Origin of the sequence: Streptomyces malaysiensis subsp. malaysiensis (genome assembly GCF_040653035.1) — a bacterium.
GTDB classification, from domain to species: Bacteria; Actinomycetota; Actinomycetes; order Streptomycetales; family Streptomycetaceae; genus Streptomyces; species Streptomyces malaysiensis.
The window spans coordinates 603129-615821 of sequence record NZ_JBEZNG010000002.1; the positions used below are offsets into that span (position 1 = coordinate 603129).

A 12693-nucleotide genomic window follows, 5' to 3' on the forward strand; every position below is an offset into this window, starting at 1 on the left:
CGGCGGCTCCTGGTGGTGTCAGCGGTTGCCCTGCCCGCTCTCAGCCGAGCGCACGGGCCAGTTCATGCCGCAGCGTTGCCTGGAAGGTCTGCACATGCCGCGGGCTCATCAAGGTGTAGTGCTCCCCGTCGACCTCGATATAGGTGTTGGGCTCACGGGTGAACCGGTCCCAGTGGCTCAGCTGGTTGTCCAGCCACTCCTCCTTGGTGCCGCGCAGCGGAGTGCAGTAGAAGACCTTCACCTGCCCGACCGAGCCCGACGGTTCGTAGCTGCGGCCCAGGTGGACCATGCTCTGCGCGAGGTGAACCCAGGCGGTGAACCGCTCCAGGGAGAGGTCAAGTTCGCTCAGGCGCCGCCGCGGCGCGTGGTCGATCAGATGGGCCAGCTGATCGGCCTCGGGCAGCGGCCGGAGTGTGCTGGTCAGCCGCTCGACATCGGTGTCGTCGATCAATTCGAGGAACAGCGCCAGGTTGATGGCGCCATCGGTGAAGGTGATCTCGTTCATGCGGTCGGAGATCCGCGGCGGCAGGTTGAAGATGCCCACGAAGTCGACCTTGTCGCCGTCGGCTTCCAGCCGCTTGGCGATCTCGAACGCCACCGCCCCGCCGTAGGAGTACCCCGCGACGGCGTACGGGCCGCCGGGCCGCGCCCGCCGGATGGCCGCCACATAGGTGGAGACCATGTCGTCGAACGACCCGAAGTGGGTCTCGCCCGGCCCGAAGCCACGGGCCCGCAGCGCGTAGAAGGGCCGCTCGCCGGTGAAGTACTTGGCGAGGTTGACGAACACCAGCACCTCCCCCAGGCCGGGGTGGACGCAGAAGAGCGGCGTCCCGTCCCCGGTGACCTGGAGCGGCACCAGCGGATCGTAGGCGGTGTCTCCGCCGGCGCCCTGCCCGGCGGTCAGCCGCCCGGCCAGGGCTCGCACGGCCGGGGCCTGGAGGAGCGTGGACATCGGCACGTCCTCGATGCCGAACTCGGTCTGGATCTCCAGCTTGAGCCGCAATACGTCCAGCGAGGTACCGCCCAGGTCGAAGAAGCCGGCGGTGGCCGACACCGTCCCGGTGTCCAGGACGCGGGCGTAGATCCCGGCCAGTGCGGTCTCGACCTCGCCCTCCGGCGCCACATGGCCGCCGAGGAAGCGGGCGCTCACCTCGTCCGACCGGCGGGCCGCCGCGTCCAGCCGCCCGTCCTCGACGGCCGCGCGCAGCCGCGACCGCTGGATCTTGCCAAGGTTGCCGCGGGGGATCTCGTCCTCTGCCACGGGGAGGATCAGCTGGGGGCGGAACCCCCAGTGCATCACCGTGGAGCTCCGGATCGCCACGATGGCCCGGTACACCGCGGTGTCGTCGGCGAGGTCGCCCGCCGGGACGAACGCGATGGCGAGCTGTTCGGTATCGGCCCCCTCGGGCCGTATCGGAAACGCGGCGACATGTCCGCGCCTAACCCCGTCCAGCTCGTCCAGGACCGCTTCCAGGTCGTGGCTGTGGTAGTTGACACCGCTGACGATGATGGAGTCCTTGGTGCGGCCGACCAGCATCAGCCGGCCCTCGGAGTCGAGGTGGCCCAGGTCCCCGGTGCGGAACCAGCCGTCGGGGGTGAACGCCCGTGCGGTGGCCCGCTCATCGCCGAAGTAGCCGTCGGAGACCATCGGACCGTACAGCTGCACCTCGCCCGGCTCGGCCGATCCGGGCCGGTCGGTGGAGGCCGACACCTTGCCGTCGTCGTCGGTGATACGAATCCGCAGACCCCGCACCGGGCGCCCCAGCGAGGGGAACTCCGTCTCCAGGTCATGGGTGGCGAAGTCGCGGTTGAACACGCTGCCCGCGCAGGTCTCGGTCATGCCGAAGGCGGGCACGATCACATCTCCGCGCAACCCGTAGTGGGAGAGCGTGTCCAGGAAGGCCCGTACGGTGGCGGTCACGGTGGCCTCACCGCCGGAGATGATGTGCCGCACAGAGGACAGGTCCACCTCCCGCTCCGAGGCGGGCCGCCCGGCGAGGGCCTGGTTGATCTGCCCGAACAGGAAGTTGGGGGTGAACGTCACCCTCACCCGGTGTGCCGTGAGCAGCCTGAGGAACTCCACGGGGTCCGCGAGCACCGTGGCCGGCGTCGTCATGACCTGGTCGGCGCCGTTGAACATCGGCAACAGGTGTGCCTCGATCGCGGCGATGTGATCGACCGAGATCCAGTTCAACGAGGTGTCGTCGGGCCCGAGTTCCAGCGCCCCCGCCTTACCGGCCTGGGCCGCCAGCAGATTGGCGTGGGTGAGCCTGACCGCCTTGCTCGATCCGGTGGACCCGGAGGTGAGCATCAGCAGGGCGAGATCGTCGGGCGCGGGCGTATGGAGCTGATCGGGCTCGGCCGCGGCATGACTCAGCTCCTCGATCGTCACGGTCCGCAGCCCGGCCTCGGGGAGGTCTCCGTGAGCCGTCTTCGACACGATCACCAAGGGATCGCCCAGGAGGGTGCGCAGATGCTCCAGCTGTGCGTGCAGCCGGGAAGGATCGGCCGGCGGCGCGAACGGGCACGGCACCGCGCCGGTGAGCACGCACCCCCAGAAGGCGCGGAAGAAGAGCTCCGGATCGTTGGCCGCGATGAGCACCCGGTCGCCCGGGGCGGTGCCGCGGTCGCGCAGCCCTTGCGAAATCCGGCAGGCGCACTCCCGCAATTCGGCGTAGGTCAGAAACGGGCCGCCGATGAACGTGATGCCTTGAGCCGTGTCGGAGGCCGCACGCTCGAGCAGCTGCGGAAGCGTCGAAACATGATGTGGATCGGGCATGGGGGAAGTCCTCCGATCAAAAGGGACGGAAAACCATGAAGAGCGGAGCTCGGGGCACGCCACGCCGGAGAAGGGCACCAGGGCCGGGCTGCGATATCGCCGACGACGGTGATGCGGATCCCGGGCGGGTCGCGGTCGCATGCGCCGGGGCGGAGCGTGGCGCCGACGGCACGTTTGATCGAGGTGAGGCGATTTCTTTTACGCGGGGGTATCCCGGGCCGGTGGCTCGGTCCGGACCGGCCGTCAGATCAGGTGGATCCGACCTCGTTGAATCGCACGATGCCCTCGATCGTCTTCCGCGGTTTCAGCTCATCCGGGTCGGATACGATGGCCTGTCCCACCCGGCCGTACGGACCGACCGGTGCGTCAGGCGATGAATCGTAGTCGATCTCATCGAAGAGGAAACGGCGCTCGAAATCCGTTCGTACGGAGAGCACCGGCTCCGGTCGCCGGCTTGTTCGGCTGCTGCCGTAAATAGGCTGCCCCGAATTCGCCTCTATAGCCGATAACAACCATCGTCGGCATTCCTGTTTCCCCCGTTACGGCTAGCTCGAACTTGAAGAAGTCACTTGCCGTACTGCCGCCCGAAGTGGATTCGGGCGATCGGTGGTCCGGTGCTGTCTCGCGATGGACTACTTCGTCGAGGCCAGCACCGAGGCATCGTTTCACAGGGATCCGAAAATGTGATCCATTGCGGATGGGCTTGTGATGCAAGTCACAAGTCGAACAATGGAACGGGAATGGAGTTACTCATTCCATTCGTGTTCGCGGAGTGCATTCACCGCGCCGGGTATGCCTCATATAGCACTACATAGAGAAATTGGAGCCGCTGGCACGAACGGTGAGGGGCCGGTCCGTTCCGGCCCCTCACCGTTCGGTCAGCCGGTGCGCTCAGTCGCGCGCGAGCAGTTCGAGCGTGTCGATGACGCGGTTCGAGAAGCCCCACTCGTTGTCGTACCAGGCCACCACCTTGATGTGCTTGCCGTCGACGCGAGTGAGGGCGGCGTCGAAGATCGACGACGCGGGCCGGCGGGTGATGTCGCTGGAGACGAGCGGCTCGTCGGAGTATTCGAGGATGCCCTTGAGCCTGCCGTCGGCGGCGGCGCGGTAGGCCGCGAGCACCTCGTCACGGCTGACCTCCCGTGAGACCGCGGTGTTCAGCTCCACGATCGAACCCACCGGGACGGGCACGCGGATCGAGTCGCCCGACAGCTTGCCGTCGAGATTCGGCAGCACCAGCCCGATGGCCTTGGCGGCCCCGGTGGTGGTGGGCACGATGTTCACCCCGGCGGCGCGGGCGCGGCGCAGGTCGCGGTGGGGGCCGTCCTGGAGGTTCTGCTCCTGGGTGTAGGCGTGCACCGTGGTCATGAAGCCGTGCTCGATACCGGCCAGGTCGTCCAGTACGGCCGCCAGCGGAGCCAGCGCGTTCGTGGTGCACGAGGCGTTCGAGACGATCACATGCTCGGCGGGGTCGTAGACATCCGTGTTCACGCCGTAGGCGAGCGTGACATCGGCGCCCGCGGAGGGGGCGCTCACCAGCACCCGCCGGGCACCCGCGTCGAGGTGTGCGCGAGCGGCGTCCGCCGAGGTGAAGCGACCGGTGGACTCGAGGACGATACCGACGCCGAGCTCGGCCCACGGCAACTTGGCGGGCTCGCGCTCGGCGAGCACCTTGATACGGCGGCCGTCGACCACGAGATCGGTCCCGTCGACCTCGACGGAGCGGCCGAGTGGACCGAGCGCGCTGTCGTACTTGAGCAGATGGGCGAGGGACTCGGGCGCGGTGAGGTCGTTGACGGCGACGATTTCGAGGTCGCTGTCGCGTTCGAGCAGGGCCCGGAGGGTGTTGCGTCCGATGCGGCCGAATCCATTGATGGCGATGCGGGTCATGGAGATTCCTTTCGTTCCGCACCCCATGTTCGGTATCCGGACCCCCGGCCGAAAGCGGCATGAACGCCACCACACGCAAGGATCTCGCCACAGCCTCGGCGGCCCGCGTACGGACGATGCTCGGGGTGCCCGTGGTGCCCGGCGTACGCGGGGCGCTCAGGCCGAGAACGTGTGGCGGTACTCCGTCGGTGAGGTGCCGAGAATGCGGTGGAAGTGCAGACGCAGATTCGCGCCGGTGCCGAGCCCGACCCGGTCGGCGATCTGCTCCACGCCCAGATCGGTGCGTTCCAGCAGCTCGCGCGCCAGGTCCACCCGTGCCCGGAGCACCCACTGCATCGGTGTGTAGCCGGTGTCCTCCACGAACCGCCGGGAGAAGGTGCGCGCCGACACCCGCGCGTTGCGGGCGAGCTCCTCGAGGGTCAGCGGTTCGGCGAGGTGGGCCAGGGCCCACTCCCGGGTGCTCGCGAACAGGTCGCCGAGCGGCTCGGGCACACTTCGCGGAACGTACTGCGCCTGTCCCCCGCTGCGGTAGGGCGCCGCCACCAGCCGTCTGGCCACGTGGTTGGAGAGCCCGACGCCATGGTCGCGGCGCACCAGGTGCAGACACAGGTCGATACCGGATGCCGCGCCCGCCGAGGTGAGCACATCGCCCTCGTCCACGAACAACACATTCTCGTCCACCCGTACGCGCGGATGTCTCTCGGCGAGGGCCTTCGTGTAGTGCCAGTGGGTCGTCGCCCGCTTGCCGTCGAGCAACCCCGTAGCCGCCAGCGCGAACGCCCCCGTGGAGATGGCCGCGAGCCGGGTCCCGCGCTCATGGGCGGCCGTCAGCGCGCTGACGACCGCGGCCGGCGGCTCCGTGGTGGCGGGCTCCCGATAGCCGGGGATGAAGATGGTGTCGGCGTGCTCGAACGCCTCCAGACCCTCGGCCACGTGGTACGACAGGCCCTCGCCACCGGTCACCGGCCCGGGCGCGGCACCGCACACCCGCAGCTCGTACGGCATGCTCGGCCGGTTGGAGAACACCTGCGCGGGGATGCCGACGTCGAGTGGCTTCGCACCTTCCAGCACGAGCACGGCGACATGGTGGTGCTTACGGCTCATCGGGCTCCTTCGGCTCTCCCGCGATCGCACGGGCATCCGCGCACCCGTGACCTCGAAGACGACTACCGCAAGCATCCTGCCACTGGCTACCGGGGCGGCTCGCCGCCCAGCACCCAGCTGAGGTCGTGCTCCGTGTGCTCCCGCGACCGGGCGCTGAGCTGGTCGCCGATCCACATCTTGGTGGGCTGTGGCACCCGTGGATGGGCGACAAGTGCTTCCAGATCCTGGTGGGTCGCCGCGTACGCGCGGCGGACCGCGCAGCTCACCAGCCCCAGGGCGTACCGCTCCGGAAAGACCACCCGGTCCGCGTCGTCCTCCGGGCCACGCTCCTCGAGGTGCTCCCACAGCCTCCGGTACACGACCGGGGATCCGTGGTCGAAGATGCTGTCCATCGCGCCGCGGAGCGCCTTCGCGAGGTGATTCTCCGCGGCGCGGCCCAGTTGGGCGGCCACGGCCGCGCCGATGACACGGATCAGCAGCTCGGCGGCGGGTGCCGCGCCGTGCGCGGCGCTGAGCCGGCGCACCAGCTGGCCGAGCCCGCTGATCAGCCCGGCGTCGGTCGGTGGGGCGAAGGCCAGGTCGAGGGCGGTGGCGAGGGCCGTCCCGGTGAGGGGGCCGGATTCGCAGGCGGCGTGGAGCAGGGCCTTGCGGGCGGCGTTCCGGGTGCCGGCCGATGCGTCGTCGAGGCGGGGGATGGCGCCCGTGGTGTCGAACACCAGCTCCGAGAGGAAGGTGTGTGCCGTGGTGTACTGGCCGGGTTCGCGCGCCGCGATGGTGCCCACCAGCCCGAGGAAGGCCGCGCGGGTCTTCTGGTCGGAGAAGGTGCCGTACCGCGGCAGCAGTTCGGTCAGGCCGGGCACGGGGAGAACACCGGCCGACACGGAACACTCCCAGAGTGTGAGCGCCTGACGCTGCCGCTTTCCGCTGTTGCCCTCGGCCACTTCGTCCGCGATGAGTCCGGTGAGGGCCGATGCCGATGCCCGGAGCGCGCCGAGCACCCGCTCATGGGCGAGGGGCGGCAGCGGGCCGGTGCCCTTCTTGGCCCGGCCGGTGGTGATGGCTTCCAGGAGCACGGTGTCGGCGTCCATCAGCGACAGGTCCACCAGCAGGCCGATATGGCGCTCGGTGTGGAGACCGGCGTCCGTGACCGCCCGGTGCAGCGAGCGGCGGACGAGGTCCCGGGCGGCCGCGGGGGCGGTCGTCGCCTTCTCGACCCTGCTCACGGCGGTGGGGTGGCCGCCGAGCGCGGCCGGCAGGAGCAACGTCGCCAGGCCGTCCCGGGACAGCCACAGGTCGGAGTCGGCGTCGAAGCCGGAGTGTTCCAGGACCTGCCGGACGCGGTGCGGAGGCACCTCCCGGTGGGCGAGGATCCGGCGGGCGACCAGCGCGAACCGTTGCGACGGCGGGACGGGCCGATTCTCGGGGCAGGGCAGGGCCCTCAGCATGGCCGCCAGCCGGTGTACGAGGCTTTCCGCGGCGGCGCAGTCGGTGCCGAGCAGCAGGGGGAAGACCATCCGGTGCTGGAGTGCGTGCGGCGCTCCCGGCCCGGTCATCTCCAGACAGCGGTCGAGGGTGGCCTCGATGGCCCAGTGGCCGTGCGGCAGAGTGGTCAGGATCGCCGTGGCGGCGATGAGCCCGGCGTTGCCCGCGGTGTCGTGGTCGTCCGCTTCGAGGAGCGCCACGGCGGTGTCGAGGCGACGCGTCCAGGGGTGTGCCCCGGCGGCCGGACCGCCGTCGGTGCCGTCGCCGTCGCCGGGGAACGCGTGGTCCCCGGGAAGCCCGTGGTCATGGGTCCAGGAGGCGGCCAGCACCCTGGCCAGGGCCGTTTGGAAAACCTCGACGTCGTGTGACTTCGGCGCGATGCGCACACGCCGGAGCCGCTCCTGGACGGCCGCGGCCCACTCCGGCGAGCCGAGTGTCTCCCAGTGCCGGGCCCACAGGGTCATGAGGCCGGATGCCAGCTCCGCCAGCCCCCGGTTCAGGGCGAAGTCGAGCATCTCCATGAGGCCGTTCCGCGCGGCTGCCTCATCGATGTGTGACGTCAGCACCAGCAGCCGGGGCAGGACGTCGATACCCGCGCCGGCCGTACGGCGGCCGGTCAGTTCCCGTACGCAGCCCCACTCGGCCAGGGCGGCGTGGACCGCGAGCGAGTCCTGGGCGGCCAGCCGTTCCAGCGCTTCGAGCACCGCCTCCTCGAGGCTGGGCTCCTTCCGCTCCCACAGCCCGCGCAGCCGCGGGAGGAGGGCGTCGACATCCGTGTCGCGCACGGTCGGGGCCAGGACCGCGTACCGTCGGGCGACGCCGTGCGGCGCCGTCGCGAGCAGCGGCTCGACGGGCACGCCCACGGCCGGGTTCCGGGCCGCCACGGCCACGGCCACGGTGTGCAGGATCATGGCGTCCTCGTGCGCCGCCATCCGCATCAGCGTGTCCCGTACCGGGTCGTGATACCTCTCGGACGCCGCGGCGAGCATGAGGAGTTGTTCGAGGATCGCCCCGACGAAGAAGTCACGGGGATGGGACCCGATCCACGCACACAGCGACAGTGGCGCTTGCGCCCCGGTGAGGTGCAGCAGGCCGCGCGCGGCCGCGTACTCGAACAGGGTCTGGTGGAAGAAGTGGATACCGTCCGAGGCTCCCCTGGCCAGCACACCCCGGTCGATCAGCAGCTCCAGGGATGTCCGGACGCGCGCCGGTTCGTACGGCCACGAAGGGCCGCCGTGCGCCGAGGTGAGCCGCTCGATCAGATCCTCGCGTGACAGCTCGGTCCGGCCGGCCGACATCAGCACGACGGCGATCGCGCCGGTGACCGAGGAGAGGTCCTCCGGTGCCGTGGCGCGCTGGTGGCCGTGATGGCGCCGGTCGGTGACGACCCGGTGGTCCCAGTAGCGGCGGTAGAGGCCGGTGGCGTCGATCTCGGCGCTGGGGAACGCCCCGTCGTCCCGGGCGAGTTCGAACAGCAGCCGCAGCTGGAGGGGGCTTCGGCACACCTCGCGCACCGGCAGCCCGCGAGCGACGGGCTCCATCAGCCTCCGCACCCGCGCCTCGTCGTCCCGGGGAACGGCGTCGGGGCAGTAGAGCGCGGCATGTCCTCGGATGGCGTGCGGGATCTCGCTGTCGTCGTACGGGCCCAGCGACATCCGGACGAAACCGGTCCGCAGCCGGTTCGCCTCCTCCGGCCGGGAGGTCAGCACCAGGCGGACACCGGCGGCGGCGAGGTCCTCGCACAGATCGAGCAGCGCCATCTCGTGGTAGTCGTCGTGCAGCAGCAGATCGGCGGTGTCGAGGAGGACCACGGGTGTGCGCCCGTGTGTGCGGGCGTGGGTCGCTCCGGACACCACCGCCCCGGGGGTCAGCATGGGGGCCGCCGAGGCGCCGCTCGGAGGGCGCAGCAGCCAGGCGGCGTTCACCAGGAAGACCTCGGCGTCCTCCAGGGCGGTCAGGTCCCGGGCGAGGCCCCACAACAGGCTGCTCTTGCCGTTCCCGGCGTCCCCGGTCACCAGGACCGCCTTCGGGTCGCCGTCGTAGAGGGCCTCCACGAGCCGGTCCTGGATGGCGCGCCGCACATACAGCCCGCCGCTGAGCTGCGGCGGGGAGGCGGTGCCGCCATCCGGCCGCGGGGAGTCCACGAGATCCAGGTCGTCCGCGAACCGCCGTGCCCAGCGGAGCAGTTGGCGATGTGCGGCCGGTCCGGTGTCCGGTGGGGTTTCCGCGTCGGGGTGTCTCACGGGGGCTGGGGGCGGGCTCGCGGGCTGATCCGGCACCGGGGCCGTCGGGCCTTGCGGGAATCCCGGCACCGGGCCCGTGGGAGTACCCGGCCCGGGTGGTGCCGGGCCGCGTGCGGGTGGCAGCTCGCGGAGGACGGCGAAGGCGAAGGCGGCGGCGTGGCGCGCCGCGAGGGACTGCCAACCCTCGGCATCGGCGTCGTACTTCTTCCCGTCGGCCCGGTCGCTGATTCCGCGGACGATCAGGGCGGGTAACGCGGCGTTGAGATGGGCGGCCTGCGCCACTCCCGCGCCCTCCATCTCGATGGCGGCGGCGTCCTGGTAGATCCGGCGCAGTTGCCGTCTCAGGGGCGAGTCCGCCGAGTTGAGGACGACTTCCCCGGCGGCCACGGGCTTGAGGTGGACGGCCGGACGGGAGGCGCCGGGCGGGCAGGAGCCACCGGTCTGTCGGGAGGTGCCGGGCGGGCAGGAGGTGCCCGGCGGGCCTTCAGGCAGCAGGCCGGTCCATGAACCGGACCTGCGGATGTAGCGGGCCAGCTGGTCGAGTTCCTGACGCACCGGCCAGACTCTGGGGCGGGAGTGGAACTCGCCCTCCTCGTCCTTGCCGCCGTGATACGCGTACACATGTGTGGCGACGACGACGTCCCCGAGCTCGATATCGTCCTTGAGTGCCCCGGCCACGCCGACGAATGCCACGGCGCGCGGCTGGAACATGGCGATCGCCCGCTCGGTCAGCACGGCCGCCCCCTGGTTGCCGTCGCCGAGCTCGGCAAGGGCCACCCGCCATGGCGTACCGTCGAGCCGTCCGACCTCGAACAGGGTTCCGGACGGGTGGAGTTGGGGCCGTGGATCGACCAGGTGTGCGCGCACCGCCGCGTACTCCACGTCCAGTGCGGTCAGCACGACGAGTGAGTCGCTGTGTTGCCCGGTGCTGTCCACGCCTCCCCCCGGCCACGGTCGACCCTCGTTGCGGCCCGCAGCCGAAATGCTACCGTTCGCCGATCTCCCGGGGCCGGAGCCACCGGGAGCGGCGAACCGCGGCGGGAGTACGGTCGCCGGACCCGCCGATACCCTCGGGCAGCACCGGATGCTTGGATGCCCGGTATGGATCTCTCCCCCACAGGCACTTCCGCTCCGAGACCGACGCCGGTGCCGCCCTTCGATCCCGAACTGAGTGTCGCGCTGGAATCCCTGGGCAACGGACCGCGGGCGCCGGTCACTCCGGAGAACCTCGCGGCCCGGCAGGAGCGGGACGCCGCGACCCGACCCAGGCCGACGGCCGAGGACCTCCGGGCGGACGGCCGTTTCGAGGTGGCGGAGCTGTCTGTTCCGGCGCTGCGGGACGGGCCCGACGTCACGCTGGTGAGCGTGAGACCCGCCGGACGGGAAGGGCCGCTGCCGCTGCTGTACTACATGCACGGTGGCGCGATGATCATGGGCAACGCATGGTCGGTACTGCCGCGGATCCAGCGCGAGTGGGTCCTTCCGCTGGACATGTGCGTCATATCGGTCGAGTACCGGCTGGCACCGCAGACGCGCTACCCCGGACCGCTGGAGGACTGCTACGCGGGACTCCTCTGGGCCACCGAACACGCGGCCGAACTGGGCATCGACACGGACCGGGTCATCATCGGCGGCAAGAGCGCGGGCGGTGGTCTGGCCGCGGCCCTCGCCCTGCTGGTCCGTGACCGCGGCGTTCCCGACGTCCTCGGGCAGTTGCTGCTGTGCCCGATGCTCGACGACCGCGGACACACCTTCTCCAGCCACCAGATGTCGGGCCTCGGCATGTGGGACCTCATCTCCAACGAGACCGCCTGGAAGGCGCTGCTGGGCGACCGCCACGGCGCGGCGGACGTACCGCCCTACGCGGCCCCCGCCCGCGCCACCGACCTCTCCGGTCTCCCTCCGGCCTTCATCGACGTCGGCTCGGCGGAGATGTTCCGCGACGAGGACGTGGCGTACGCGAACGCGATCTGGCGGAGCGGCGGCCAGGCCGAACTGCACGTATGGCCCGGCGCCTACCACGGCTTCGACGGCTTGGCACCGCAGGCGGCCATCAGCAAGGACGCGCGCGACGCCCGCACCCGCTGGCTCAGGCGGCTCCTCACACACTCCAGGAGCACGGAGCCCCGGCCGGCCGGATGAGCCGGGCGGGCCGGGACCCGTCGGCCCCCAAAATCAGTGGACATCGCGTATCCCAGCGGTGAATGGTGGCGCCATGAACCAGGAGGAGATCTGGGACGTCGACGCCGCACAGCGCTATGACACGCCCGGCACGGGCATGTTCGCACCCGAGATCCTGGGGCCGGCCGTGGACCGTCTGGCCGAGCTCGCGGGCGGCGGAGCGGCGCTGGAGTTCGCCATCGGCACCGGCCGAGTGGCCGTCCCGCTCGCCGGACGAGGGGTCCCCGTCACCGGTATCGAGCTGTCGCTTCCGATGATCCGGCAACTGCGTACGAGGGCGGACGAAGCGACGATCCCCGTGATCGTGGGCGACATGGCCACGTCCGTGGCCCCCGGGGAGTACACACTCGTCTATCTCGTCTACAACACCGTCTCCAATCTGCTCACCCAGGCCGAGCAGGTCGAGTGCTTCCGCAATGCCGCCCGCCACCTCGGGCCCGGTGGCAGGTTCGTGATCGAGCTCTGGGTGCCCGAGCTGCGCAAGCTGCCGCCGGGCCAGAAGGCCACGGTCTGGGAAACCGAGCCCGGCTACATCGGCTTGGACACCTACGACGTGCTGCGCCAGCAGGTCGTCTCGCACCACTTCCGGTTCGACGAGAGCAAACAGGCCCCGCTGACCCGCACTCCGCACCGCTACATCTGGCCGGCCGAGCTCGACCTGATGGCCCAGCTGGCGGGATTCGAGTTGGAGAGCAGGCACGCGGACTGGTCCGGCGCCGAATTCACCGCCGAGTCGCGCTCGCACGTCTCCGTCTACCGAATCCCGCCGAACCGGTAGCCCCGCACCTGATCAGGGCGCGCCAAGTCCTGATCACCGAAGAGGGGCGCGCCCACCTTGACCGGGCCCGGCAGCGGCTCTCCCTCGCCGAGGCGCGTCTGCTCGCCGACCTCGACGAGGACGACGCCCGCCAACTGCGCCGTCTCCTGACGCGCGTCGCCCGGACCGCTCAGCGCGAGGCGCCGGGCCCCGAGTCCAACTGCTGAGAAGGCTCAGCCGACCCGTGGGGCGGTGCC

Annotated in this window: 7 protein-coding genes; 2 read left to right on the plus strand and 5 right to left on the minus strand. The window is 70.7% G+C overall.

Annotated elements, in window-relative coordinates; genetic code table 11:
* Nucleotides 1-40: 40 nt before the first annotated feature.
* The 5 genes from AB0E24_RS06925 to AB0E24_RS06945 form a co-directional block, all read right to left on the minus strand.
* Nucleotides 41-2779 carry an alpha/beta fold hydrolase gene (locus tag AB0E24_RS06925; RefSeq protein WP_359375196.1) on the minus strand — a complete coding sequence of 913 codons (2739 nt, stop codon included), beginning with the start codon at nucleotides 2777-2779 and terminating at the stop codon, nucleotides 41-43.
* Between the two features lie 248 nt (nucleotides 2780-3027).
* A complete protein-coding gene (locus AB0E24_RS06930; RefSeq protein ID WP_069862491.1) occupies nucleotides 3028-3216 on the minus strand; it encodes a hypothetical protein in 189 nt (62 codons plus the stop codon).
* A 454-nt stretch (nucleotides 3217-3670) separates the two neighbouring features.
* The gene (gap, locus tag AB0E24_RS06935; RefSeq protein WP_069862489.1) at nucleotides 3671-4669 is read right to left on the minus strand and encodes a type I glyceraldehyde-3-phosphate dehydrogenase; all 999 of its coding nucleotides are present in this window, start codon (nucleotides 4667-4669) and stop codon (nucleotides 3671-3673) included.
* Nucleotides 4670-4825: 156 nt separating this feature from the next.
* Complete coding sequence (locus tag AB0E24_RS06940; RefSeq protein WP_069862487.1) at nucleotides 4826-5773, minus strand: GlxA family transcriptional regulator; 948 nt, start codon at nucleotides 5771-5773, stop codon at nucleotides 4826-4828.
* Nucleotides 5774-5859: 86 nt separating this feature from the next.
* A complete protein-coding gene (locus AB0E24_RS06945) occupies nucleotides 5860-10434 on the minus strand; it encodes a phosphorylase family protein (RefSeq protein WP_359375199.1) in 4575 nt (1524 codons plus the stop codon).
* A 165-nt stretch (nucleotides 10435-10599) separates the two neighbouring features.
* Here AB0E24_RS06945 and AB0E24_RS06950 point away from each other — a divergent pair, with 165 nt between their 5' ends.
* Together AB0E24_RS06950 and AB0E24_RS06955 are read left to right on the plus strand one after the other, a co-directional pair.
* Nucleotides 10600-11640: an alpha/beta hydrolase gene (locus AB0E24_RS06950; protein WP_100809553.1), complete on the plus strand. Its 1041-nt coding sequence runs from the start codon at nucleotides 10600-10602 to the stop codon at nucleotides 11638-11640.
* Nucleotides 11641-11713: 73 nt separating this feature from the next.
* The gene (locus AB0E24_RS06955; RefSeq protein WP_359375201.1) at nucleotides 11714-12457 is read left to right on the plus strand and encodes a class I SAM-dependent methyltransferase; all 744 of its coding nucleotides are present in this window, start codon (nucleotides 11714-11716) and stop codon (nucleotides 12455-12457) included.
* Nucleotides 12458-12693: the final 236 nt, after the last annotated feature.